The sequence below is a fragment of the Halomonas sp. 25-S5 genome, assembly GCF_029889845.1.
GTDB lineage: Bacteria > Pseudomonadota > Gammaproteobacteria > Pseudomonadales > Halomonadaceae > Halomonas.
This window is the reverse complement of record NZ_JARANV010000020.1, coordinates 44,848-71,378: the sequence shown is the minus strand read 5'-3', so window position 1 is coordinate 71,378 and position 26,531 is coordinate 44,848. Positions and strand designations below refer to the sequence as shown.

Annotated in this window: 20 protein-coding genes and 1 pseudogene; 18 read left to right on the top strand and 3 right to left on the bottom strand. The window is 59.1% G+C overall.

Annotated features, from left to right (window positions below; all coding sequences use genetic code 11):
- The first annotated feature begins 9 nt into the window (after window positions 1-9).
- The 5 genes from OP498_RS14005 (at window position 10) to OP498_RS13985 (ending at window position 7,619) form a co-directional block, all read left to right on the top strand.
- Window positions 10-891, top strand: coding sequence for a branched-chain amino acid ABC transporter permease (locus tag OP498_RS14005; RefSeq protein ID WP_280553955.1), 882 nt, complete (start codon window positions 10-12; stop codon window positions 889-891).
- 31 nt (window positions 892-922) lie between these two features.
- Complete coding sequence (locus tag OP498_RS14000) at window positions 923-2,758, top strand: branched-chain amino acid ABC transporter ATP-binding protein/permease (protein WP_280553954.1); 1,836 nt, start codon at window positions 923-925, stop codon at window positions 2,756-2,758.
- Window positions 2,742-3,446, top strand: coding sequence for an ABC transporter ATP-binding protein (locus OP498_RS13995; RefSeq protein ID WP_280553953.1), 705 nt, complete (start codon window positions 2,742-2,744; stop codon window positions 3,444-3,446). Before OP498_RS14000 ends, OP498_RS13995 begins: the two co-directional genes overlap by 17 nt.
- A gap of 3 nt (window positions 3,447-3,449) precedes the next feature.
- Window positions 3,450-4,247 carry a 3-oxoacyl-ACP reductase FabG gene (fabG, locus tag OP498_RS13990; RefSeq protein WP_280553951.1) on the top strand — a complete coding sequence of 266 codons (798 nt, stop codon included), beginning with the start codon at window positions 3,450-3,452 and terminating at the stop codon, window positions 4,245-4,247.
- A gap of 90 nt (window positions 4,248-4,337) precedes the next feature.
- Entirely contained in the window at window positions 4,338-7,619 is a 3,282-nt protein-coding gene (locus tag OP498_RS13985) for an FAD-binding and (Fe-S)-binding domain-containing protein (protein WP_280553950.1), read from the top strand.
- Here OP498_RS13985 and OP498_RS13980 read toward each other — a convergent pair.
- Entirely contained in the window at window positions 7,513-8,178 is a 666-nt protein-coding gene (locus OP498_RS13980; RefSeq protein ID WP_280553949.1) for a FadR/GntR family transcriptional regulator, read from the bottom strand. The genes OP498_RS13985 and OP498_RS13980 overlap by 107 nt on opposite strands.
- Before the next feature lie 113 nt (window positions 8,179-8,291).
- On the bottom strand, window positions 8,292-9,026 hold the full coding sequence (locus tag OP498_RS13975) for an SDR family oxidoreductase (RefSeq protein WP_280553948.1): 735 nt from the start codon (window positions 9,024-9,026) through the stop codon (window positions 8,292-8,294).
- Window positions 9,027-9,227: 201 nt separating this feature from the next.
- Between OP498_RS13975 and OP498_RS13970 the strand changes: the two genes are divergently transcribed.
- The 12 genes from OP498_RS13970 (at window position 9,228) to OP498_RS13915 (ending at window position 23,829) form a co-directional block, all read left to right on the top strand.
- The gene (locus OP498_RS13970) at window positions 9,228-9,983 is read left to right on the top strand and encodes an SDR family NAD(P)-dependent oxidoreductase (RefSeq protein ID WP_280553947.1); all 756 of its coding nucleotides are present in this window, start codon (window positions 9,228-9,230) and stop codon (window positions 9,981-9,983) included.
- A gap of 25 nt (window positions 9,984-10,008) precedes the next feature.
- Complete coding sequence (locus OP498_RS13965) at window positions 10,009-12,192, top strand: alpha-ketoacid dehydrogenase subunit alpha/beta (protein WP_280553946.1); 2,184 nt, start codon at window positions 10,009-10,011, stop codon at window positions 12,190-12,192.
- Between the two features lie 119 nt (window positions 12,193-12,311).
- A complete protein-coding gene (locus OP498_RS13960) occupies window positions 12,312-13,595 on the top strand; it encodes a pyruvate dehydrogenase complex dihydrolipoamide acetyltransferase (protein ID WP_280553944.1) in 1,284 nt (427 codons plus the stop codon).
- Between the two features lie 9 nt (window positions 13,596-13,604).
- Complete coding sequence (gene lpdA, locus OP498_RS13955) at window positions 13,605-14,999, top strand: dihydrolipoyl dehydrogenase (protein WP_280553943.1); 1,395 nt, start codon at window positions 13,605-13,607, stop codon at window positions 14,997-14,999.
- Window positions 15,000-15,681: 682 nt separating this feature from the next.
- Window positions 15,682-17,184 (top strand): AMP-binding protein, encoded by a 1,503-nt coding sequence (locus OP498_RS13950; RefSeq protein ID WP_280553941.1) that lies wholly within the window; start codon window positions 15,682-15,684, stop codon window positions 17,182-17,184.
- A 26-nt stretch (window positions 17,185-17,210) separates the two neighbouring features.
- Window positions 17,211-18,374: an acetyl-CoA acetyltransferase gene (locus tag OP498_RS13945; RefSeq protein ID WP_280553939.1), complete on the top strand. Its 1,164-nt coding sequence runs from the start codon at window positions 17,211-17,213 to the stop codon at window positions 18,372-18,374.
- Window positions 18,375-18,394: 20 nt separating this feature from the next.
- Window positions 18,395-19,192, top strand: coding sequence for a 3-hydroxybutyrate dehydrogenase (locus OP498_RS13940; RefSeq protein WP_280553937.1), 798 nt, complete (start codon window positions 18,395-18,397; stop codon window positions 19,190-19,192).
- A gap of 28 nt (window positions 19,193-19,220) precedes the next feature.
- Entirely contained in the window at window positions 19,221-19,787 is a 567-nt protein-coding gene (locus OP498_RS13935) for a helix-turn-helix transcriptional regulator (RefSeq protein ID WP_280553935.1), read from the top strand.
- A gap of 193 nt (window positions 19,788-19,980) precedes the next feature.
- A complete protein-coding gene (locus OP498_RS13930; protein ID WP_280553934.1) occupies window positions 19,981-21,084 on the top strand; it encodes a C4-dicarboxylate TRAP transporter substrate-binding protein in 1,104 nt (367 codons plus the stop codon).
- 80 nt (window positions 21,085-21,164) lie between these two features.
- Window positions 21,165-21,668, top strand: coding sequence for a TRAP transporter small permease (locus OP498_RS13925; protein ID WP_280553931.1), 504 nt, complete (start codon window positions 21,165-21,167; stop codon window positions 21,666-21,668).
- Window positions 21,661-22,971 carry a TRAP transporter large permease subunit gene (locus OP498_RS13920; RefSeq protein ID WP_280553930.1) on the top strand — a complete coding sequence of 437 codons (1,311 nt, stop codon included), beginning with the start codon at window positions 21,661-21,663 and terminating at the stop codon, window positions 22,969-22,971. The genes OP498_RS13925 and OP498_RS13920 overlap by 8 nt, the downstream gene beginning before the upstream one ends.
- A gap of 429 nt (window positions 22,972-23,400) precedes the next feature.
- Window positions 23,401-23,829, top strand: coding sequence for a hypothetical protein (locus OP498_RS13915; RefSeq protein WP_280553929.1), 429 nt, complete (start codon window positions 23,401-23,403; stop codon window positions 23,827-23,829).
- Window positions 23,830-24,331: 502 nt separating this feature from the next.
- Here the strand turns inward: OP498_RS13915 and OP498_RS13910 are convergent.
- A complete protein-coding gene (locus OP498_RS13910) occupies window positions 24,332-24,550 on the bottom strand; it encodes a transposase (protein WP_280553928.1) in 219 nt (72 codons plus the stop codon).
- A gap of 1,043 nt (window positions 24,551-25,593) precedes the next feature.
- Here OP498_RS13910 and OP498_RS13905 point away from each other — a divergent pair.
- Window positions 25,594-26,427 (top strand): annotated as a pseudogene (locus OP498_RS13905) (IS3 family transposase); the annotation flags it as partial.
- Window positions 26,428-26,531: the final 104 nt, after the last annotated feature.

Below are 26,531 nucleotides of genomic sequence, written 5' to 3'. Positions count from 1 at the left end.
GGTTACCAAATGGAATTAATTATTAGCCTTGTCGTCAATGGGTTAATGCTTGGTAGCCTTTATGCCATGGTCAGCGTCGGTTTGACGCTGATCTTTGGCATAACGAAGGTTATCAACTTTGCTCATGGCGAATTCATGATGATAGGGATGATTTTGACTTACATCATCACGACCTATCTCGGCATTCATCCCTATTTGACGCTGGTCTTCATCATCCCCTTGTTGTTTGTATTGGGAGTTTTCGTTCAGAAATTCCTGATAGAGCCGCTCAAAGATTCGGATGAACACATCCAGATATTTGCAACGGTCGGCCTGTCGATCGCCATGATAAACTTGGTGTTGATGATCGCGGGTTCCGACAATTTCAATACGCCGTCCAGCGGCATGCGCCATACCCTGGGTCTGGGGCCGGCAACGATTCTGACTGGACAGGTCGTGATCATGCTGTGCTCCATCTTCATGGTGGGTGCGCTGCATCTGTTCCTGACTCGAACGCAGATGGGGCGTGCCATTCGAGCCACTGCTCAGAACCGCAACGCAGCGCAGCTGATGGGCATCAATGTGTCACGCATCAATATGGTGACATTCGGTATCGGTATCGCCTGCGTCGGTGTCGCTGCCGTTCTGCTTTCTCCGCTGTATCCCGTCAATGCCCAAACGGGGCAAAGCTTCGTCCTGATTGCTTTCGTGATCGTTGTGATGGGGGGATTGGGAAGCATCACTGGGGCTTTCTTTGCCGCCTTGATCATTGGCCTCGTGGATTCTTTTGCCGGTTTCTATCTGGGGTCGTCACTGAAGGATGTCGCGGTGTTCGGTATCTTCCTGCTGATCCTGATATTCCGCCCATCCGGACTGTTCGGCAAGGCAAGAAAACTGGCACACGTGTCTTGAGAAGCGCTGTGGCGTCACCGGAGAAAGTGTCATGAACGATAAGACAATATCCTCTGCACCGGCGAGGAGTCATGGGGGCGGTATGCAATGGTTTCTCAACAAGAAGATACTGTTCTTCATTACCCTGGCCAGCTTGATTCTCATTCCGATAGGTGTCGGCGATGATTACATCTACCATATCTTCATCACCATCTGCCTATTTGCCGGGCTGTCAACTGCCTGGAACATCGTGGGCGGCTATGCGGGGCAGCTCTCGCTAGGGCATGCCATCTATTACGGCATTGGTGCCTACACGGGGATGCTGATGCTCAACGCGGGCGTTTCTCCCTGGATCAGCATGTTCGTCGGGGCCATTCTGGCCGCCGGGGTGGCGGTCGCCATCAGCTACCCCTGCTTCAAGCTTCATGGACCATTCTATGCTCTTGCCTCCATTGCTTTTCTGGAGGTCTTTCATGTCATTTCGCTGAACTGGGTCGGCCTGACGGGCGGTGCCAATGGCGTGATGGTACCTCTCGAGATGGGCTGGAGCACCATGATCTTCACCGAGCGGTTGCCTTCCCTGGTGATCGTATTCGGGTTGATGTCGTTTTCCCTCGCCGTTGCCTGGGCAATCCGCCGCAGCAAGCTGGGGTTCCAGTTGATTGCCACCCGCGAGCGTGAGTCGGCTGCCAGGGGGGCCGCGATTCGTACCGTTCATGTGCGGTTGTATGCGGCGGCGATTTCCGCCGGACTCACGGCCATGCTCGGGACTTTCCATGGTTCATATCTGACGTTCATCGAGCCCGAATCGGCATTCAATCTAACGTTTTCCATTCAGATCGTCCTGTTCGCCCTGGTGGGTGGGCTGGGCACCGTTTTCGGCCCGCTCTACGGTACGATTCTGCTGGTGCCCATCACGGAGCTGGCGCGCGGCTGGCTGGGTTCCAGTGCCATCGGCCTGCATGGGTTCGTATACGGGGTCGTGCTGATCCTGGTGGTGCTGTTCATGCCGGATGGCATCATGAGCCTCATCCAGCGCTATCTACCGACTTCCCGGGTTCGCCGCTTCGATACCAGCGTCGAGAGCCCCGTCGATCACGTTCATCTGGACGACATAAGGAAACCCGCGCGCCCGCCGATCGGCGACGTGGTGCTCAAGGTCGAACATCTCGACAAGCACTTCGGGGGCTTGCACGTCACCAACGATGTCTCCTTCGACGTGCACAAGGGGGAAGTGTTGGGGATCATCGGGCCCAACGGTGCGGGCAAGACCACGGTCTTCAACATGATTTCCGGCTTCTTGCGTGCCGACTCCGGCTCGGTTGCGGTGCTCGGCGAGGATGGCCACTTCATTTCTCCGAAAACACCCGGTGCCTTTGCCAGGAGCGGTGTCGGCCGGACCTTCCAGATCGTTCAGCCTTTTGCGGCCATGACGGTGGAAGAGAACATCATGGTGGGTGCCTTCCATCGCTTCCGCTCGGTGGAGGAGTGTCGCAAGGCGGCACGTGAGATCACCTACGAACTCGGGCTGTATCGTTTCCTGGACGAAGAGGCCAGAAATCTTCCCATTGGCGGTCTCAAGCGCCTCGAAGTGGCTCGTGTCATGGCGATGCGCCCGCGCATCCTGCTGTTGGATGAGGTAATGGCCGGTATCAACCCCGCCGACCTCAGGGAAGCCATCGAACTGATCAAGGTGATTCGTAACAGCGGCATCAGCATCATTGCCATTGAACACGTGATGCAGGCTGTCATGGAGCTCTCGGACCGAGTCATCGTGATCAGTTCTGGTGAGATTCTCGCGCAAGGCAAGCCGGAGGAAGTGGTGAAGAACGAGGCTGTCATTGAAGCCTATCTCGGCAAGGAGGCATCCGATGCTTCGACTGAATAATGTGACGGCCGGATATGGTGCTACCACGATCTTGCACGATGTCTCGCTGGAGGTGAGCGAAGGTGAAGTCGTCACCATCGTGGGGGGTAATGGTGCCGGCAAGACGACCACCCTGAGAACGGTGTCTGGTTTGATCGAGGCCACCGCCGGGAGCATCACCTTCGAAGGCGAGGACATTACCCACTTGCCGGCGCATCAGGTGGTGAATCGCGGGATCACGTTGATCCCCGAGGCGCGTCAGCTCTTTCCGGAAATGACCGTGCTCGAGAACATCCAGATGGGCGCTTATCGTCCGGCGGCAAAGAATCGATACGACCAGCGACTGGAAGAGGTTCTGACGCTGTTTCCCCGCGTGAAAGAGCGACTTCATCAGCAGGCGGAATCGCTGTCGGGCGGTGAGCAGCAGATGGTCGCCATCGCGCGTGGAATGATGGCCTGTCCCAAGCTGATGATGTTCGATGAGCCCTCCCTGGGGTTGGCGCCGATCGTCGTCTCGCAGGTATTCGAGGTGGTCAAGCAGATTGCCGAGAGCGGCACGACGGTGTTGATCGTCGAACAGAACGTGTATCAGACGCTCAAGGTCGCCGACAGGGCCTATGTCATCGAGAACGGAAGAATCGTGATGGATGGCCAGGCGCAAGAACTGATGGGCGATGACCACATTCGAAAAGCATATCTGGGGATTTGAGACATGGCTCTAGAGAGTTCTTTACGCTATCGACCCAGCCATGCCGGTCGACATGTACTCGTCACCGGTGGTGGTGCCGGTATTGGCAGGGCCATTGCCATGGCGTTTGCGTCGCGTGGTGCCAATGTCTCGGTCATGGACTGGTCGGCCGACAGTGCCCAGGAGGTTTGCGATGCCATCCGGGAAGCGGGAAGAGGCGATGCCTATCCGTTATCGGTCGACGTTTCCGATTACGCCGCGGTCGAACGTGGCGTGAGAGAGGCGGAAGCCCACTTTGGCGCCCCCGTCGATAGTGTGGTCAACAATGCCGGCATATCTCCCAAGCATGGCGGCCTGCCGGCATCCGTCTGTGAAATGGCACCGGAAGAGTGGAATCAGGTGGTGGGGGTCAACCTGACGGGTGCTTTCAATACCATCCGCGCGGTGGGTGATGGCATGCGTCGCGCGCGACGTGGCCATATCGTCAATATGTCCTCCGTTGCCGGCAAGACCCACTCTCCGGTGGTGGCGTGCCATTATGCGGCGACTAAGTCGGCCATCATCGGCTTTACCAAGCACCTGGCCGCCGAACTGGGGCCTTACGACATTCGCGTCAATGCGATTGCCCCGGGGCGGATCGAGACGCCGATGGTGCTTGCTGTGGATGCCGCCATCAACGATGAGCAGGTTCGCCTGACTCCGCTCGGGCGCCTGGGCAAGCCGGATGAAGTCGCAGACCTGGCACTGTATCTGACGTCGGACGAATCGAGCTTCGTCACGGGGCAGACCATCGATGTAGCCGGTGGGCTTTACATGACGTAATGCCTCCTTGCGGATGATCTTGTACGAGCGACTGCGATGTCGTGTTTCCTCTTGCCCAGCTACATGCTGGGCTTTTTCCCCTGAGATACCATGATCGCCAGACTGGACACGGCCCACACCGACCCGGCCATGCGCCTCGCCGCCCCCTACCTGCGCTTCCTGGACGCCCTGCGCGATGCGGGCTTCGAGGGCGAGATCGCCCCGGACTATGCCGCCCGCACGGTGCTGGCCACCGACAACTCCATCTACCAGCGCCTGCCCCAGGCCGTGCTCTACCCGAGGCATGGCGCCGACCTCGAGCGCATCGCCCGGCTGGCCGGCCGTGACGAGCACCGCCAGGTAGCGCTCACCCCACGCGGCGGTGGCACCGGTACCAACGGCCAGTCGCTCACCGACGGCCTGGTGGTGGATGTCTCGCGGCACATGAACGCGATCCTCGAGATCGACGTGGAGAAGCGCCGGGTGCGGGTCCAGGCCGGCGTGGTCAAGGACCAGCTCAATGCGGCGCTGAGACCCCATGGGCTCTTCTTCGCCCCGGACCTCTCCACCTCCAACCGCGCCACCATCGGCGGCATGATCGCAACCGACGCCAGCGGCCAGGGCAGCTGCGAGTATGGCAAGACCCGCGACCATGTGCTCGAGCTCGAGACCCTGCTGCTCGGCGGCGAGCGGCTAGTGAGCCGCCCGCTGGCCGACGAGGAGCTCACGCCGCTGTGCGAACGTGACGACGTCACCGGGGCGGCCTACCGCACCGCCCGGGAGATCATCGACACCCAGGGCGAGCTGATCGCCGAGAAGTTCCCGCCGCTCAACCGCTGCCTGACCGGCTACGACCTGGCGCACCTGCGCGACGCCGAGGGTCGCCTCGACATCAACAGCCTGCTGTGCGGCTCGGAGGGCTCGCTGGGCCTGCTCGACGAGGCGGTGCTCAATGTGCTGCCGATCCCGAAGCACTCGACTCTGGTCAACGTGCGCTACGCCGGCTTCATGGAGGCCCTGCGCGATGCCAAGGCGCTGATGGCAAGCAGCGCGCAGCCCACCTCCGTCGAGACGGTGGACGACACCGTGCTGATGCTGGCCATGGAGGACTTCGTCTGGGACAGCGTGGCGGCATTCTTTCCCTCGGGAGAGACGCCGGTGCGCGGCATCAACCTGGTGGAGTTCAACGACGACGACCCCGAGCGGCTGAATGATCGCGTCGACGCCTTCTGCCGCCACCTCGAGGCCGATGCCAGCGTCCCCCGCCTGGGCTATACGCTTGCCGAGGGGCGCGAGCAGATCCAGAAGGTCTACGGGATGCGCAAGCGCGCCGTGGGCCTGCTGGGCAACGCCAGGGGCGAGAAGCGCCCGATCCCCTTCGTCGAGGACACCGCCGTTCCGCCGGAGCACCTGGCCGACTACATCGCCGAGTTCCGCGCCGCCCTGGACGCCCGGGGCCTCGCCTACGGCATGTTCGGCCACGTGGATGCCGGGGTGCTGCACGTGCGGCCGGCCATCGACATGAAGGACCCGGCCCAGGAGCGGCTGATCCGCGAGGTCTCCGACGAGGTGGCCGAGCTGACGAAGAAGTACCACGGCCTGCTGTGGGGCGAGCACGGCAAGGGCGTGCGCTCGGAATATGCGCCCCGTTTCTTCGGTGAGCTCTACCCCAGCCTGCAGCGGGTCAAGGCGGCCTTCGACCCTCACAACCAGCTCAACCCCGGCAAGATCGCCTCGCCGCTCTCTATCCCGCCCGATGTCGCGGGTAAGGCCTCACAAACCAGCGCCTCTGATCAAGAGGAAACGGTCAAGTGGGTCGATCCCAACCTGCTGACCATCGACGGCGTCCCCACCCGCGGCCAGTTCGACCGCCAGATCGACGAGCGGGTCTGGCAGGCCCACGCGGCCACGGTCTACTGCAACGGCAACGGCGCCTGCTACAACTATGACCCCGATGACGCCATGTGCCCCTCCTGGAAGGCCACCCGCGACCGGGTGCACTCGCCCAAGGGGCGCGCCAGCCTGATCCGCGAGTGGCTCCGCCTGCAGGGCGAGGCCGGGGTCGACCTGGTCGAGGAGTCGAGGAAGAAGAAGGCCGAGGGCGTATGGGGGTTCGTCAGGGACCTGCCTTCGCGCACGCTGAATACCCTGCGGCGGCAACGCGGGGAGGATGACTTCTCCCACGAGGTGTACGACGCCATGGCGGGGTGTCTCGCCTGCAAGTCCTGCGCCGGCCAGTGCCCGGTGAAGGTCAATGTCCCCGACTCCCGCTCGCGCTTCCTCGAGGTCTACCACGGCCGCTACCTGCGCCCACTGCGCGACTACCTGGTGGGTGGCATGGAGTTCCTGGTGCCGACGCTGGCCCGGGTGGCGCCGCTCTACAATGCCGCCCTGGGCAATCGCCTGGTCGACCGGCTGCTGGCCGGCCCGCTCGGCCTGGTGGACAGCCCGAAGCTCTCCCGCGCAAGCCTGAAGAAGCAACTCGCCGCCTGGGGCGTGGCGGAAGCGACGCCGACGTCGCTCGGCCTGCTCACCGAGGCCCAGAAGGCGCGCAGCGTGGTGCTCGTCCAGGACGCCTTCACCAGTCACTTCGAGGCCAGGCTGGTGATGGATATCGTCGAGTTGCTCTCGCGCCTCGACGTGCGGGTCTTCGTCGCGCCCTACACGCCCAACGGCAAGCCGCTCGATGTCCAGGGCTTCCTGGGGGCCTTTGCGCGTACCGCCGAGAAGCAGGCCAGACGCCTCAGGACCCTGGCCGAATTCGGCGTGCCGCTGGTCGGCATCGACCCGGCCATGACCCTGACCTATCGCCAGGAGTACGTGAAGGCACTGGGGCCGAACGCCGTGCCCGAGGTGCTGATGCTGCAGGAGTGGCTGGTGGCTAAGTCTCCAACCCTGGCCGCCCGGCTGGCGCCCCCTGGCCTGAGCGTCGACGACCCGGGCTACCGGCTGCTCTCCCACTGCACCGAGAAGACCAACGCCCCGGGCAGCCCCAGGGCATGGCAGCAGCTCTTTGCCGCCTTCGGCCTGGAACTCGAACTGGTCAGTACCGGCTGCTGCGGCATGTCGGGCACCTACGGCCACGAGGCGCGCAACCGCGAGACCTCCCGGACCATCTACGCCCAGTCCTGGCAGCCCCATGTGGAGAGCAAGGCCAACGCCGGCCGCCTGCTGGCCACCGGCTACTCCTGCCGCAGCCAGGCCAGGCGCCTCTCCAATACCGCACTGCCTCATCCGCTGCAGGGGCTGCTGGGCGTGCTGCGGGCGGCCAGTTCAGGTCACTCAGTCAATCGGCGGGTGTCAGGTAGATGCGCAGCCGCTGGGCGGCGTTGTCGAGGTGATGAGCGGCGGCAGCCCGGGCGCCTTCGGCATCCTGAGCGGCAATGGCCTTGAAGATCGCTTCGTGCTCATGCTGCACGCGCTTGACCATGTCCTGGCTGCGCGCGGTGTTCTTGCGAGCGGTGCGGATCAGGTTGCGGACGCGCGACTCCAGGAATTCGCCGAAGCTGATGAAGTAGGCGTTGTGAGTGGCCTGGAGAATGGCGCTATGGAACTTCATGTCCTCTTCGACCCCGTTGCGATTTTCCCGAATAGCGATTTCCAGCCCGTCGAGATGCTGGCGGATGGCGTCGAGGTCGCTGGGGGAGCGGCGGGTGGCGGCCTGTTCGGTGGCCGCCACTTCCACGGCCATGAGGAATTGAAACAGGTCGGCAAGGTCTTCCTTGTCTTCGAAGCTGGGCTCGAGACGGAAGACCGAGGCCCCTTGCGGGTTGACGAAGTGACCGCGCCCCTGCTGCGAGATCACCAGGCCGTCTGACTTCAGGATGGAGACGGCTTCTCGAATCACCGGGCGGCTGACGCCATAGGCTTCGGCGAGCTCCTGCTGGGTGGGCAAGCGCTTGCCCGGCTCTATGCTGCCGCTTTCGATGGACGTTCGGATGCGCTTGGCCACTTCGTCCGGCAGGGAGTGGCCTCGTGCGATGGTGCTTGAAGGTGCTGTGTTCATTAGGGCGTCCATTGCGAAAGAAGGCGGCGCTCTTCGGCCAAAAAGCGCGCCTTCGTGTGTCAGTTGATATAGAGCCCGCCATTAACCTGGAGGCTTTCTCCGGTCATGAAGCTGGCAGCATCACTGCACAGGAAGTCGACGACGCTGGCGATTTCATCGGGCCGGCCCAGGCGCTGCAAGGGGGTGGTGCCGATCATGGCCTGGCGTTTGGCCGCATCCAGCGACTCCATCATCCGCGTATCGATGAGTCCCGGCGATATGGCATTGACGCGAGTGTGCGGTGCGAGCTCCTGGGCCAGTGACCGGGTGAGCGTCAGTACGCCGCCTTTCGCCGCCGCATAGGGCGTATGGTTCAGGCTGCCTCGCTGGCCAGCCAGCGAGGCGATGTTGACGATCGAACTGTCCTCGCTCAAGAGCGGCCGCAGGGCCTGGATGGTGAAGAAGACACCGTCCAGGTTGATGGCCATGCTCTTTCTCCAATCCGCTTCGCCGATCTCCGCCAGCGACAGGTGCTGGTAGAGACCGGCACCGGTGACGATGTAATCCACCTGACCGAAGGCCTCCCGACATGCTTCGGCAACGCGCTCGGCGTCCTCCATCTTAGCGACATCGTGGCGAATGGCCAGGCAGTCGGGCTCGCCGCCCAGCGTGGCGGCGAAGCTCTCAAGACTCGCCTCGTCGATGTCGGTTAGTACCAACTTGATGTTTCGCTTGCTGAAAAACAGGGCGATTTGCTGGGAAATCTCCCCGGCGGCACCGGTGATGACGGCGACTCGTTGGCGTTGTTGTGGCATGACGGGTTCTCTTTATATTCGACTAAAGTTGCGTTGTCATGTCGTATGACAAGTTTCATCTTAGTCGAACGTAAGGTCATATGACAACTTTTTGGTTTCCATGATTTGTCTATGAAAAACAATGAGATATGAAAAGACAGGGCAGGCTTTCAGGCAATGATGACGTCACGAGGCAGTAGCGGAAGTGAGCAGCATCCCGCCATGAGAGGTGCCGTGGTGGTGACCGGCGGCGGCAAGGGGATCGGGGCGACGATAGCCAGGCGCTTTGCCGAGGCGGGCCATCCGGTGCTGATCTTCGACCGCGACGAAGCGGCCGCCGCGAGCTGCGCCGGGAATATCCGCTCTCACGGTGGCGTGGCCTCCACGTACGTGGGCTCAGTGACCTCCGAGGAGGACGTAGCCCAGGCCATGCGGCTGGCCGTCGAGCGCTACTCGCAGCTGGCGGTGTTGGTCAACAACGCCGGCATTTCCTGCAACCGGCCGACGCTGGAGCTGGGGCTCGACGAGTGGAGGCGCACCCTGGACGTCAACTTGACCGGGGTTTTCCTGTGCGCGCGCGAGTTCGCTCGGCTGGTATCGGCCAGTGACACCGAGAGCGTGATTCTCAACCTGTGTTCCATGTACGGCGTCGTTGCCGCCCCCAACCGGCTGGGGTACTGCGCGACCAAGAGCGGTGTGGCGATGATGACCAAGTCGCTGGCGGTGGAGTGGGCGGAGCTCAATATCCGCGTCAATGCCATCGCGCCGGGCTACATTCGCACGGCGCTGCTCGAGGAGCTGATCGCCGATGGGCGCGTGGATGCCGAGGCGCTGCTGGGGCGGACTCCCCAGGGGCGGTTCGGCACCGTCGAGGAAGTCGCGGACCTGGCGTTCTTTCTAGCGTCTACCGAGACGCGCTTCATGACGGGGCAGATCGTCGGACTGGATGGCGGCTGGACCGCCAATGGCTACCTGTAACGCACCTTATCGAGAGGAGATTGATATGCCCCGTTCCCGCAAGCTGACGGTTCAGGCGCCCTGGCGCGAGCTCGCGACCACCGAGCGCGATTGGCAACGTGCGGATGCCTCGCTGTTGGCGACCACGCTGGTGAGCCTGCACCTGATTCGGGCGTTCGAAGAGAAGGTGTTGGAGCTGGCGGGGCAGGGCCTGGTTCACGGCCCGGCCCACTCGAGCATCGGTCAGGAGGGCGGTGCGGTCGGTTCGGCGCTGGCGCTGCGCAGCTCGGATCAGATCAACGGCTCGCATCGTGCCCATCATCAGTTCCTGGCCAAGAGCCTGCATTTCGTGGCGCCGCAAGGCCTGGATCCGGCGCAGCCGGTGAGCAATTCCACCCAGGCGCTGCTGCAGCGCACGTTGGCGGAAATCATGGGCTTGTCGCAGGGGTTCTGCCGTGGGCGTGGTGGCTCCATGCACCTGCGCTGGGCGGATGCCGGGGTGCTGGGCACCAATGCCATCGTCGGCGGTGGCGTGCCAATGGCGGCGGGTGCCGCCTGGGCGCATCGCCGCGCGGGCACGGGCGAGGTGGCGGTGACCTATTTCGGCGACGGCGCGGTGAACATCGGCTCGGTGCTGGAGACCATGAACCTGGCGGCGGCCTGGAAGCTGCCGCTGTGCTTCTTCATCGAGAACAACCGCTATGCAGTCTCCACTGAGGTCGGCGAGGTGACTGCCGAGGCGCGCCTGTCGTCGCGGGGTCAGGCTTTCGGCATTCCCGCCTGGAAGGTGGATGGTATGGACCCGCTGGCGGTGCACATGGCGATGCAGGAGGCGCTGGCCATCATGCGCGAAGGTGGCGGGCCGACCCTCATCGAAGCCGACGTCTACCGATTCTTCCACCAGAACGGCCCGTTGCCCGGCAGCGCCTTCGGCTATCGCACCAAGGAGGAGGAGGCCGAATGGCGCGATCGAGATCCTCTCGACCGGGTGGCCAAGGCCATGGTCGAGCGGCGGCTGATCGACGAGGCCGGCGTGGCTGGTCTGCGCGAGCGGGCCCGGAGCGCCATGGAGCGCGCTGCGGCCGAGCTGTTGGATACCGGCGGCAAGAAACCCGCGGTGCGCGCTGATCTGTGGCCCTCGCCCGATTTCCGCGACGCTCACGTGCGCGGCGGCCTCTCCGAGCTGGCGTCGGCCCGTTACGTGGAGCAGGAGGCCTACGGTGGCACGCTGGAGCCGCGCAAGTTCGTCGACAGCGTGGCGGAGGTGATGCACCGGCGCATGGAAAGCGACGAGCGCATCGTGGTGATGGGCGAGGACGTGCACCGCCTGAAGGGCGGCACCAACGGGGCGACCCGCGGTCTGGCCCAGGCGTTTCCGGACCGTTGCCTGGGCACGCCGATCAGCGAGAACGCCTTCGTCGGCCTGGGGGGCGGCATCGCCATGGATGGCCGCTATCGCCCGGTGGTGGAGTTCATGTATCCGGATTTCATGTGGGTGGCCGCCGATCAGGTCTTCAACCAGATCGCCAAGGCGCGGCACATGTTCGGCGGCGACAGTTCCATGCCGCTGGTGCTGCGCACCAAGGTGGCCATGGGGACCGGCTACGGTTCCCAGCACTCGATGGACCCCGCCGGCATTTTTGCGACTTCGCCGGGCTGGCGGATCGTCGCGCCCAGCACGCCGTACGACTACGTGGGCCTGATGAACAGCGCCCTGCAGTGCGAGGACCCGGTGCTGGTCATCGAACATACCGACCTCTACAACGCCAAATCCCCGAGCCCGGTGGACGATCTGGACTACTGCATTCCCCTGGGCAAGGCGAAGGTGGTGAGGCCGGGCAGGGACGTCACCGTGCTGACCTACCTCTCCATGGTGGCGCCCTGCGTCGAGGCGGCGGAACGGCTGGGCGTGGATGCCGAGGTCATCGACCTGCGCAGCCTGGATCGCGCCGGCCTCGACTGGGAGACCATCGGCGACAGCATCCGTCGCACCAACAACGTGCTGGTGGTGGAACAGGGCTCGTTGGGTACGGCGTATGGCGTGCTGCTGGGCGATGAGATTCAGCGCCGCTTCCTGGACTGGCTCGACCAGCCGGTGCAGCGCGTGCATGGCGGCGAAGCCTCGCCGAGCATCTCCCAGGTGCTGGAGCGCGCCGCCTGTGCGGGCCCCGAGGAGATCGAGGCCGGCATGCGGCAGGTGATGGCGGCGCAGGGCCGTCCGCTGGACTGAACCGGAAACCACGCAATGCAACCACGAGCTCCCCAGGCGGTGAGGGGCGATGCCCCGGCGCTCGTTGACAATCGTGATCGCCGGGCCGGCTGGCCCGGCATCGTGCAGGAGGCCTGAACATGGCAATCGAGATCAAGCTGCCGTCGGTCGCCGCCGGCATGGAAGAGGCGACCCTGGTGCGCTGGGTCAAGTCCGAGGGGGAGTCGGTCGCCAAGGGCGAGACCCTGGCCGAGCTGGAAACCGACAAGGCGGTCATGGAAGTGGAGGCCGAGGCGAGCGGCGTGCTGGGTCGCGTGCTGGTGCCCGGCAAGACCGATGGGGTGCCGGTGGGCACCGTCATCGGCGTGTTGATGGAGCCGGGCGACGAGGCGTCGGCGCTGACGGGCTACTCGGTCGAGCCGTCGGCAGCGGCCGAGACGGCGCCGGCCGACGCACCGGGTGGTGCGCTCGCCGATACCCCCCGATCCCCCCGGGCCGACACCACGCCGGTGCCGCGTTCGCCCCGGGCGGCCGAGGGAGCGGAAGGCAGGATCTTTGCCAGTCCGCTGGCTCGGCGCCTGGCGGCAGAGCAGGGCATCGCGCTGGAGGGGCTGGAGGGCAGCGGACCCCATGGGCGGATCGTCCGGCTCGACGTGGAGCGGGCCCGGGATTCCGCCTCGGCGGCCGTAGCTGCCGCTCCCGCCGAGGGAACGGCTGCGGCATCGAACGAGCGGGTCGAGACGATCCCGCATAGCGCCATGCGCAAGACCATCGCCTGGCGACTGAGCGAATCGAAGCAGCAGGTGCCGCACTTCTACCTGACGATCGACTGCCTGCTGGACGAACTCCTCGAGCTGCGCGAGCGGCTCAATGCCAAGGGCGAGCGGGCCGAGCCGCGGTATCGGCTATCGGTCAACGATTTCGTGGCCTTCGCCGCGGCCAGGGCGCTGCGTCGTGTGCCGGAGGTCAATGCCAGTTGGAGCGACGAGGCGATCCGGCAGTACCGAGACGTCGATATCTGCGTGGCGGTGGCGACGTCGGGAGGGCTGGTGACGCCGGTCGTCCGCGAGGCGGACCGCAAGGGGCTGGCGACGCTTTCCGGCGAGATTCGCGAGCTGGCTCACCGGGCCCGCGACGGCAAGCTGGCGCCTGCGGACTATCAGGGGGGCGGGTTCACGATATCCAACCTGGGTATGTACGGCGTTCGCGAGTTCGCCGCCATCGTCAATCCGCCCCAGGCGGCCATCCTCGCCGTGGGGTCGGTCGAGAAGCGGCCGGTGGTGCGAGATGACCGTCTGGCCGTGGGCAACCTGATGACGTTGACGCTCTCGGCCGACCACCGCGTGGTGGATGGCGCCGTCGGCGCGCGGTTTCTCGCTGAGCTCAAAGCACTGCTCGAAGATCCGCTCGAACTGCTGGTATAGGAGACCGCAATGGCGCAGTTTCAAGTTCTCATCGTCGGCGCCGGCCCGGGCGGCTACGTGGCGGCAATTCGCGCGGCCCAGCTGGGCTTCGCAACGGCCATCGTCGAGCGCGCCGAGCTTGGCGGCGTGTGCCTCAACTGGGGGTGCATTCCCACCAAGACGCTGCTGCGCTCGGCCGAGCTGTTTCGGCAGGCGCAGTCGAGCGGCGCCTTCGGTGTGGTGATGGATGGCACGGTACGATTTGACATCCGGGCGGCCGTCGCCCATTCACGCGAGGTGGCGGGCCGTCTGAACCGTGGCGTGCGTGGCCTGCTCAAGAAGCATGGCGTGCAGGTGCTCACGGGCCAGGCGAGCCTGCAGGGTGAGGGCCGGGTACGCATTGAGGGCGGCGACGGTGCTCGGCAGGTGAGCGCGGACCACATCGTGCTGGCGACCGGTGCACGGCCGCGCGAGCTGCCGGGGTTCACGCCGGATAGCGAATGCATCTGGACGGCCCGCGAGGCGATGACGCCCCAGGCCCTGCCCGCTTCGTTGACCGTCATCGGTGCCGGGGCGATCGGCGTGGAGTTCGCCAGTTTCTATGCGGCGCTGGGCGTCGAGGTCACCTTGCTGGAAGCGGCGGAACGGATCGTGCCGCAGGAGGACGAGGAAATCGCCGCTCATCTGCATGCGCGGCTCGCCGAGCAGGGCATCGACGTTCACGTCGGTGTGCGGGCCGAGGCGCCGGCGGTCACGGCCTCGGGGGTACGAATGTCGGTCGACGCAGCTGGAGAACGATTCGACCATCACAGCGAGAAGGTGATAGTGGCGGCGGGCATCGTCGGCAATGTCGAGGATCTGGGGCTGGAAAATACCGCAGTGCAGGTGGAGAACCGGCACATCGTGGTGGATCGCTGGTCGGCCACCGGCGAACCGGGAGTCTACGCCATCGGCGATGTGGCCGGTCCGCCCTGGCTCGCCCACAAGGCCAGCCATGAGGGCGTGGCCTGCATCGAGCGCATAGCGGGGCTTGCCGATGCGCATGCGCTGGATCCCGAAGCCGTTCCCAACTGCACCTACTGCCATCCCCAGGTGGCCAGCGTGGGGTTGACGGAAGCGCTCGCCCGGGAGCGCGGCCATGCGGTCACCGTCGGCCGTTTTTCCTTCGTGGGCAATGGCAAGGCCTTGGCCTTGGGTGACTCGCAGGGCTTAGTGAAGACGGTAATGGATGCGCACAGCGGCGAGTTGCTGGGGGCTCACCTGATCGGGCCGGACGTGACCGAGCTGATTGGCACCTATGCGCTGGGTCGAACTTTGGAGACAACGGAGCTGGAGGTCATGCGCACGGTCTTTCCCCATCCGACGCTATCGGAAGCCCTGCATGAGTCCGTGCTTGCAGCCTATGATCGGGGCATTCACTTATAGAACTAACGTCAAAGTTTTCATCGACTAACTCAGGTCCAAAATTTGATTAGTAGCATGTTGTTCTGGTCAAGTCAGAGCGAACACATTTTTCAAGCCATAACTGCACATTCAATCTCCCTCGGCGTCTGGTAGCCCAAGTCGCCGACCCGCGCGGCGGCCAGCGGTAGGTCGGTGTGCAGTGTGGGTACATCACAGCTAAAAACTACACCTTTCAGCAGGCTTCATCTCTATTTCGACGATTACGACGCCAAGGGGGCATCGTCTTCGCCAGACGAACTGCCCGCCTGCTGCTACCCGACCTGCGCTCGTGGATCTATCTGGATGAGCCAAAGTTGCGACCTTGCCGACAGAGCAGCAGAACTACCGCAGGCTCTGTGTGACCACGCCGCCCGCCTGCCTGTTGGATACCCATTTGCCGACTACCTCGTCATCCGGCTTCACGAGCAACGAGGCCTACTTCAGCAGTAGTTTGGTGATTCACTGCAAGGGGTGCCTCTGGGTGATTCTGGGCTATGAGGGAAATCTATCCGCTATTCTTCGTTCAAACCGAAACCTACCATGGATATCTCGGGATTAGACTTTTTACCTAGACAAATTGGTAGTACTACGTATATCAATAGGTAGTGAACGCGCCTAATCTGAGGTGTAATAACAAGCACCTCAGGAGAAGCTTCCCTTGAATGTGGCAAACTACCTGGAAGTCAACTCCAGGAAATTCCCCGAAAGAACTGCAGTCCTGACGGGCACCGCGGTGGCTCACACCTATGCCAGCTTGGATGATAAGGCGAGGAAGATTGGGGCGTTCTTACAGGAGCGCATGGCGTTACAGCCCGGCGACCGCGTAGCGGTATTCCTGCCAAACTCACCTGAATACATCGAACTGCTATGCGGAATCTGGTACGCAGGCTTGGTTGCAGTCCCCATCAACTACAAGCTGACGACACCAGAAGTACATTACATCCTAGACAACAGCGAGGCTCAGGTAGTCTTCAGCGACCGAGAAGATATTGCAAAAGATCTAGAATGTACCAAAGTCCTACCGCCAGCAATATCTGTTGATGAGCTAGGCTCCTCCTTGGAGCGACATTGCTTTAGAGGCTCAAGGGACCCCGCATGGATCTTTTATACCAGCGGAACGACCGGAAAACCTAAGGGCGCTACACTTAGCCACCTGAATTTAGCTGCTATGTCCAGCAGCTACCTTATCGGCATTGACTCAATTGGAGAGGGGGACACATTAGTCCACTTCGCACCAATGTCTCATGGCTCGGGGCTCTATCTCCTACCATTTTTGATGGCGGGAGGAGCCAATCTCATACCTGAACCTGCCAAATTCACGCCCGAAAATTTTGTGGCTACGGTCAATTCCCACGAAAAACTTTCGATGTTCTTGGCTCCGACCATGGTAAGGCGAGTAGTGGATTATCTGGAAAGCGGAAACCAGCAATTGGCCGTCGAGAACCTTGCGACCATAACCTATGGTGGTGGTCCCATGTATGCCAAGGACCTTAATGACGCACTCGACGTCTTTGGATACTGCTTGGCACAGGTTTACGGCCAAGGCGAGAGCCCGATGACAATTACCTACCTTGATCGAAACCAGCACCGTTCCTTGAAAGAGAGCATTTCTGGCGTTGGGGTCGACGGTACCCAGATACTCCCGGTGGGCCAACCACACCCTCAGCTTGAACTGGCAATCCGGGCTGAAGATGGCACCTTCTTGCCTGACGGGCAGGATGGCGAGGTGTGTGTGCGCGGGGACATTGTCATGGAGGGGTACTGGGCAAACCAAGAGGCGACCCGCGAAACCTTGGTCGACGGCTGGCTGAGAACGGGAGATGTGGGACACCTGGATGCAAAAGGATTCCTATATCTAACCGACCGCTTGAAAGACGTGATCATAAGCGGTGGAACTAACATCTACCCAAGGGAAGTAGAAGAAATACTCTTGAAGTACCCAGGCGTAAGAGAAGTTTCCGTAGTTGGAAAGCGAGACCCTGACTGGGGCGAGGTAGTGGTTGCCTTTGTTGTTACCTCTGCCAAGACAACTGAGGATGATCTCGACAGCTTCTGCGTGGAAAACATGGCCCGTTTCAAACGACCAAAGTCTTACCGATTCGTGGAAGAGCTTCCTAAAAATGCCTATGGCAAGATTCTCAAGACAGAGTTGAGAACATTGCTCTAACAGAACACCAATCAAGAGGTGGCACGATGAAAACCAATATTATTGGAACCGGACATACCAAATTCGGCAAGCTTCCTCAGACTGTAGAGGATCTGATTGCCGAAGCCGCGACCGAAGCATTGAAATCGTCTGGCATTTCTGCCGAGGAAATCGATGCCATATATGTTGGCAACTTCAACAGTGGCATGTGCGACCAAGAGTTTCCAGCTTCGCTAATTCTCAACGCTCACCCTGAACTGCGATTCAAACCCGCCACCAGAGTAGAGAATGCCTGCGCTAGTGGTTCAGCAGCTATACACCAGGGCATCAACCTTATCGAGGGAGGGTTAGCAGATAGGGTACTGGTCATCGGTGTGGAAAAGATGACAGAAGCCGATGCACCTCGAATCGCGAAGGGTCTACTGGGAGCCAGTTACCAACCCGAGAGCCTAGGACTCAAGGCTGGCTTTGCGGGTGTATTTGCCGATGTAGCAGAGAAGTACTTCGACGCCTACGGAGACAAATCATTAGAGTTGGCTCGCATTGCTGCCAAGAACCATGCTAACGGTGTACATAACCCCTTGGCACAGTTGCAGAAGGACCTTGGCGTCGAGTTCTGCCATGCAACCTCAGAGAAGAACCCTGTGGTGGCCGGCCCGTTAAAGCGTACCGACTGCTCGCCAGTCTCAGATGGTGCAGCAGCACTTGTATTGACCTCTGATCGGGCGACCCCGTCGGCAACGAAGAAGGTGCGCTTTCTGGCTCGGACGCAGGTGACCGACTTCATGCCTATGAGTAAGCGTGATCCTCTGGTATTTGAGGGGGCTTCACGGGCTTGGCATCAGGTGCTCTCGGACGCAGCTATTACTCTTGACGACCTCTCTTTTGCTGAAGTACACGACTGCTTCACTATTGCAGAGTTGATGATATACGAGAGCATGGGATTAACTCCCTACGGAGAAGGTTTCCGTGCGATCAATGAAGGCTGGGTTATGAAAGATGGGCGTCTGCCCATCAACCCCTCCGGTGGGCTCAAGTCGAAGGGGCATCCGGTCGGCGCCACTGGTGTTTCCATGCATGTCATGGCGGCCAGGCAGCTTCTCGAGGAGGCAGGTGGATGCCAGATTCCCGGTGCAAAACTGGGAGCTGTATTCAACATGGGTGGCTTGGCAGTTGCCAACTATGCCAGCATCCTTACGAGTGATGCATGACGATGAGGAGTGATGGAACCATGCCAAAACAGCCTGTACATCGTACTGTGCTAGTTACAGGTGCCCTTGGCGGCATCGGTCGTGCGGTCTGCGAGTCCTTCGCTGACCAAGGGCACTCCATCGTCGCACATGATATCCACCAGCCAGGATCTGAGCCAGCTCAGGGCTTCATGAAAGAGCTAGAAAGCCGCGGAGCACCTAAAGCAAGCTACTATCGGGCGGATTTACGCTGCGTCGAAGAAATAGATGCAATGTTCGACGGCATCATAGAAGACAATACCTGTATTGACATACTGGTCAATAATGCTGGCATTCAGAAGACGGCTCCGATTGAGTCTTTTGACTACAACACGTGGTCAGACATCCTGGCAACAAACCTCACAGCCGTCTACCGAAGTATCCAACGTGCGGTACCCGGCATGCGTAAGGGCGGCTGGGGGCGTATTGTGAACATCTCATCCGTTCATGGCTTGGTGGGGTCGAAGGATAAGGCTGCATACGTTGCAGCAAAACATGGCGTAGTTGGGCTGACCAAAGTGATATCCCTGGAGACGGCAGGACAGGGGATTACCGTTAATTCAATCTGCCCAGGCTGGACTGACACCCCAATCCTTGAGCCCCAGATCACAGGCAGGATGGAAAAGCTAAACTCGTCGCGCGAAGAGGCAGTGTTCGATCTCGTAGTAGAGAAGCAACCGACCGGTAAGCTGGTATCCCCACAGCAAGTGGCAGGTCTGGTCGAATACCTCGCTAGTGACTTGGCAGAGAACATTACAGGTACAGCAGTGCCTATCGATGGTGGATGGACTTGCCAGTAGGCTTATTTTCTAATTTAGAACGAGGCATATGAACTCGATGGCAGTACCTAATGAATTTGTTGGCATAGCATTTTCGAATGCTCCCTGTGCTATCGTCGCCACAAAAAACAGGCACGTCATCGAGTGCAACAAGGCATTCTGCGAGTTGTTCGGCTTCGAAAGGGCTGAACTCCTTGGACAGCTTATGCTGAAGATGTACCCCTCCTATGAGGACTATGTAACGATCGGCGAGCTTCGCTACAAGGAGCTTCTTCAAGAAAATCGCTGCATCGATGAGCGGTTCATGAAAAACAAACAAGGGGAAGTCTTCTGGTGCCAAACACAAGGAATCACCTTAACACCTGACTCCCCTTTTGACCTTGCTGTTTGGACATTTACCAAAATAAGCATCAGGCAAGAAAAAGCGAGAAATTTATCGATACGAGAGCGAGAGGTATCTGGGTATATTGCCAACGGCTATACTTGCAAGGAGGTGGCAAAACATTTGGGAATATCACACCGCACTGTTGAAGCACATAGAGCCAAAATAATGAAGAAGCTAGGATGCCGGAACACGGCAGAGCTTGTTTCAAAAATTATTCAGCTCGACGCGTAGCTTAGCTCCCCTTAGCCCTATACGTAGTACTACGTATACCGGCAGGTAGGTGAAGTGACTAGGATGAATAATGAGCTGGACATCCGCTATGAGGCACAGAGTCAAGCGCCGGATTTCTAGCCCTGATGCGACAAGTGCCCCAGCCTGAAGGCGGGCAAAATAAGAATTATCGATAGCGCCAGGAGATTACAAGATGACAATGAAGAGAAGAGAATTCCTCAAGCTAAGTGCGGTTTCTGTGGGCGGTGTCATGACACTAACCACGATGCCCAACCTTGCATTTGCTCAGTCTGTGCAGCGACTCAAGTATGACTCATACGTAACAGAGCATGCATCTCCTTCAGTACTCGATCGTTGGTTTTTAGACGAGTTGGTTAAGCGCACAGATGGTGCCGTTGAAATCGAATACTACTGGGCGCAATCCCTGAACAAGGCAGGCGCCCACCTTAATGCAATCAAGAACAACATTTCTGAAATCTCTCTGATCTCTCCTGGCTATTACCAGAGCGACCTTCCAGTTACGCGAGGCCTTGAGTGGTACTACAAGATGGACCGCGCCGATGCGCTGCTCAGGGTTTGTCGTGACGTCTACGATAACTATGAACCTCTGCGCCAGGAATGGGAGTCACGCCACAAGGCTAAGGTCCTGTATTGGACAAACTGGTACTACTGCCCGCTGATCACCCGTGAACCGATCAATAGTATGGAAGACCTCAAGGGGAAACGTATTCGTGGCTACGGTGTAGGCACTGATGTCGTTGAGAGCCTTGGTGGTCGTGCGATTCCCATGGCTGCTCCAGAGGTCTATTCTTCACTCGAGCGTGGCGTTCTAGATGGTGCTTTCGGTTTCGACTTCATCACGGCTATCAGTTATGCCCTGCATGAGCCTGCACCTTATATTACTGAGATAGGCTCCGGCCCGCATGCTCCATCAGCCACGGTCATCGGCATTGATGCTTGGAATGCACTGCCAGATGATGTGAAGAGCGTTGCAAATGAATTAGCAGACGAGATCTATCAAGGTAAGTATCGTGAAATCTATGCGGGGATCGCCGAGGATCGTGTGCGAAAAGCGCTTGATGAGGGCGCACAGTTCTCGAAATGGGATGACTCTGAAATTGAGCGAGCCGCCAACTTGGTTCAGCCCGAGCAAGTTAACAGCTGGATTGAGAACGTAGCAAGCCAAGCTGGAATCGATGGCAGTGAAATGCAATCTATCGTCGACGAGGCAATTAAGCGTCACGATAGTAGTGGCTCTCTGAAAACACCTTTCGAAATCTATCAAGACATGTCCTAGCATATCGACCAATTCAACTGGCCTCTGTGGCAGGAAGGCAATATGCCTTCCTGCTCTTAACAATTTTCCGAGAGTGAGATATGTTAGATCATCTTAGAAAAACCGAGGCCTGGCTATCCAATGCTGCAGGCTTCATAGCGGTTTCAGCGATGATTTTCATGATGCTGTCTACCGCGCTGGACGCTACATCCCGAAGCCTCTTCAATTTCCCTCTGCCGGGTGTTTATGAGTTCTCAGAGATTTCCATGGCCATTATTGTTTACCTTGGCCTCCTCTGGACTCAAAGAGACAATAAGCACATCCGGGTATCTTTGGTGAGTGACAGAAAGCAGAAACGGATACGCCAGGCATGGGAGGGTCTAGCATGGTCCTGTGCCGCAATCTTCCTATTTTTTCTAAGCATCCCCACTATCGAAGGAGCTTACAGCTCTTTTCTTGACCGTGAATTTCGATGGGGCATTATTCAAATGCCAATTTGGTGGGTGAAAATAGTAGTGGCTATAGGTCTGTCGCTAGCTTGTTTACAGATGTGTTTGCACGCCATCATCGCTTTCAATTCCGCACTAGGAAAGGCCAATGACTAACCCCATGGTGCTTGGACTGTTATCCGTCCTTCTGATATTTATATTTATGGGGCTTGGCATCCCAGTATTTGCAGCTCTTGGACTTGCAGGAATGATTGGCATCTTGTTTGTTCAAGACTTGACGTACGTCTACAACGTGCTTCAGAACTTTGCATTTGACGAGACCGCTGCGTATCTACTCACTGTCATCCCTCTCTTCATCATCATGGGAAATTTTGCGCTACATGCGGGTGTAGGGAAATCTCTCTTCCACGTCGCTAAACGCTGGTGCGGACATTTACCCGGAGGGCTTGCGGTATCAACAATTCTTACTTGTGCCGGCTTCTCAGCCACCTCTGGATCCAGTGTAGCTACGGCTGCAACGGTAGGGTCTATCTCACTGCCTGAGATGAAAAAAGCAGGATATGACAAGCGACTTTCGGCCGGCTGTGTAGCCGCTGGTGGTGTTCTAGGCGTACTAATACCGCCAAGCGTACTGCTTGTCTTCTATGCTGCGCTCACCGAGGTGTCTGCTGGCCGAATGCTGGTTGCAGGGGTGATACCTGGTGTCCTTTCTGTTTTGGTCTTTGTGCTGGGTGTTCTTCTCATCTCCGCCCGCAAGCCAGCAATGTGCCCAAAAGGCGAAAAATCTGATTGGGGCCAGCGTCTGAGGTCGCTTGTACATGCTTGGAAGCTGTTAGCACTTATCGTCGTGGTGCTCGGGAGCATCTATACAGGCTGGGCGACACCGACTGAGGCAGCCTCGTTAGGAGCTGTGGCATCAGTTCTTTTCCTGCTCACCTCAAAGCAAGACTTTTCCAGCAAATTAAAGGCCATTGCCGGTTCATCACGAGATGCCATCAATACGACTGTGATGATAATGATGACCATGCTCGGGGCCGGTATCTACAGCTTCTTTCTTAGCTTAATACAAGTTCCGCAAATGGTTTCTTCGCTGGTAATTGACCTGCCTCTCCCAGCCATCTTGATCATTGCATTGATATTGATTATTTACATCCCTATGGGCATGTTTCTCGATGCATTTTCCATGCTGGTTATTACTCTACCCATCCTTTTCCCAGTGGTAACTGGCCTTGGTTTCGATCCTATCTGGTTCGGCATCCTTGCTATTAAAATGTGTGAAATTGGGTTGATCACACCACCGATAGGCTTGAACGTCTATGTCATCGCGGGCTTAGATGAGGACACATCGCTCACGGATGTTTTTTCGGGTGCATCATGGTTCATATTGATGGAAGCCGTCACGATCATGATTCTGTTTTCCATTCCGTTCCTATCAACTTGGCTCCCTTATACAATGTAGATGTAGGAAAAAACTGCCACTGAAGCAACGTAATAAAGCATATCACCTCTGGACATGCTTCGTGGGCTTGAATGTTTTTTTAGCGTTGATGGTGGGCCGTTGCAATGCGAGCTCACCAGCTTTAAGTATGGCAGAGGAGTATAAGCTCAGTTGTTTTGTAGAACACGCATCGTGAATCAATAATTACCAAAAACTTTTGGCCTTCTATTCCACGGGCTTTTGTTTCTTTAGTTATGCAGACGTATCTGGATTCTGAATCCGTGCGACTGCTCACCTGAAGCGCTTCTAGCCCCCTGACCTGCATAGCAAACAATGGATATTTCCATTCACCCAGAAACTTTCATGCCCAAAGTCAAGTTTCGCGCCAGTCGCCTCACCCTCGCCAGCTACGCCGGGCTGTCCATCAGCGGGCAGTGCTTCTAGCGCGTGATGAGCCTGGTGGAGTGCACCGCCGATCGCGATGGCCCGTTGCTGCTCGAACCGGAGTATGAACTGGAAGGCTGGTGGGCCTGGCTGGACGAGGCGCCGAAGGCGGTGATCAAGCGCTATCAGGCGCATGCCACCCTCGAGCAGTTCCACAGCGAGATCAAGACCGATCTTGACTTGGAGCGGCTACGGTCGGGCAAGTTCGCCACCAACGATCTCATCCTGCATCTCGCCCAGCTGGCCTACAACATCCTACGATTGATGGGGCTGTTGGGCATGACCGGCGAGCTTAGCCCGGTCTGCCATCCCGGCAATCGGCGCCGGATACGGACGGTGTGGCAGGAATTGGTGCATCGTGCCGCCCTCGTCATCCATAAAAAACTGCAGACTATCCTCGACTTCGGACGGGACATTGGGCGCATGATGGTGTAGAACATGCTGCGAAGCCGCCTGCGCTATCCGCTTGGGACGCCATGCTGATCGCCTGTCGGACAAAGCCACCACGCAGAGGGCTGGTGGGCACCAGCAGCCAGCATCCCCGTCTCGGTGGGGAGAAATACATGACAAAGCGCTCCATCGTCGCCGGCCTGCGCAGCAATGGTCTGACATAGCTGACATGCCTTTGGCAAATGAGACGAAGGTGGTCAAAAATGCTCGCTGGCGATGACAGGGAAACTACCGGTGCCGGCATGGCTGATTAGCTACTCATTCAGCACGAGTTAGACTCAATTAGTTTATATCTTACTCACGAGTGTTAGGAGATACCCAGGAGGCGTGTGATGGAGGAGTTGCTTACATTCTTGGTGGGGGTGTCGCCTATCCTGTTTATTATGCTCGCCACTATCGGAATGGGGTTTTATGAGCTGCTGAAGCGTCATAGGAGTCGGCACAGCCGATGACCATCTCAAGGGTGAATGGAGGGGGCTTCTTCATTTCATGTGGATTTGGCTTGATCGAGAAAGCGGCCCAGCGGGCTGCCAATCAGGTAGATCGTGGTGATGAAGTTGGCCTCGTTTCGGTAGCCGCGTGAGCTTGATCGAGGCGCCTGGAACAGGCCGTTCATCTCTTCCAGTCGTGCATTCCTCAGTCCCGAGATCCAACGCTTCATAACCACGGCGGCGTGCCGCTCAATCGTTGCCAGGACTTTCCGCATCGGCTTCAGCAGTATCTTCTCGGAGACCGCTGCCCGCCTAGTCGGCGTAGTTCGTGATACGCCACTGGGGCTCTCACGGTGTTGGGGCCTTCTGGATCTAGTGTAGCTTCTCGTTGATTACCCAGGCATTGGCAGTCGCACTCTGACCGGCACCTCGTTCCTGGAAGGGTGACGGTCAGGTTCTCGTCTCCCAGGCTCTTCAACAGCACCCGCCGCAGCGACTTGGGGCGTCACTTCTCACGGCGCTCATTTCGCGGACCTTGTTCAGGGATTTGGTGAGGGACCACACGATGTGGACCCCGTCGACCGTCAAATCGGCCTTGGGAAGGAGCTCGGTCACGCTGCTCAGGAAAACCTGGAAGATGTTGTAGGCCACGTTGTTCGCTTCGCCGCCATGCGTCGCAAGCGAGGCCGAGGGTCAGAATCTGGGTGCCGTCCATGCCATGCTTCCTGTCATCGTGGAGGTAATATCCTGAGCCCTGCTCAGGGGGCGAATTCTACACCCAACGACGAAGAGCCTTTTTTTGCCACTTGTCCAATGAAAGTCACTTCGAGAGCTGGCAAAGCATGCTGGGCTCTGATAGGCATTTCATGTTGCCCTTAATTTTTTACCCATTAAGGTCAAGTTCAGGCTGGACTTGTGCTCAGGAATCGTGGTGGCTGATTTTGGCTCGTTTTGTTTCGTTCCTTTGCGGGATAGGGCCTGAGTTTACATCCGTTAAGAAACTGTGGTAGTGCGGTTTTTAGTTATCAGTCACCCTGCTTGTACGGGTGTCCCCCATTGCTGGCTCTCACGGTTACAGGCCTTGATGAGCCGGTAGGCGCGCTATGCGCTGTTCCAGTGGATTAGCCGGTTCTACGAGAACCAATCGCTGATTATCACTACCAACTAAGGATTACATCAGCGAAGGGAATCTCTTCCACGCCTAGTACGTGCCGATGCCTATCGAGGACCGAGCGAGTCCTCCATTACTTGCTCCTCTACCTGCTTGATAACGAAAGCTATTGAACCTGAATTCAAACAATAAGCGCAGCACCGTCAGGCCTTCAGCGTTCAACGAATGTGTGCGTTTTTCGGCGTCGCCCGCAGTGGCTACTACGCCTGGCGACTACGGGGTGGCGAACCATCTCCACGGCGCCGCCAACAGGCCATCACGGACCAGAAGGTGGCCCAGACCTTCTGACAGGGCAATGGGCGCTCAGGCGCCCCCAGGCTGACTCACGATCTGAAGGATGCCGGCGTATCGATCAGTCGGAATACGGTCGCCGCCAGCCTCCGTCGGCAGAACCTCCGGGCGAAAGCCGCCCGCAAGTTCAAGTCCACCACGAACTCGCGTCACACGCTGCCGGTGGCACCCAACCTGCTGGAACAAGACTTCACCGCTGACGCGCCGAACCAGAAGTGGGTTGGCGACATCACGTACCTGGCGACCGGTGAATGCTGGCTCTACCTGGCGTTGCTGATCGACCTGTACTCACGCAAGGTGATCGGCTGGGCGATGAGCGAGCGGATGACCGCCGACCTGGTCGGCGACGCCCTGCGGATGGCGCTGTGGAACCGGAAGATGCCGAAGGGCGTGATCGTCCATTCAGACCGCGGGAGTCAGTATTGCTCGACGCTGTACCAGTCGCTGCTGATGCAGCACGCCCTCAAGTGCAGCATGAGCGCTAAGGGCAACTGCTACGACAATGCCTGCGCCGAGAGCTTCTTCCACAGCCTCAAGGTCGAGGCCATCCACGGCGTGTGGTTCGAGACGCGAAAGACGATACGACAGCAGGTGTTCGAATACATTGAGTTGGACTACAACCAGCAACGCCGGCACAGTGCCATCGGGATGATCAGCCCAAAGGCCTTCGAGGGCAGAATGATCGCTTAGATCGGTGTCCACAATTGCTGGGTAAGATCAGGGGTCCACTTCAAGATCCAGTCCTGAGCGATGGAAGCTTTCTGCGACCATCCTATCGGTTAGCCGCACTCCAT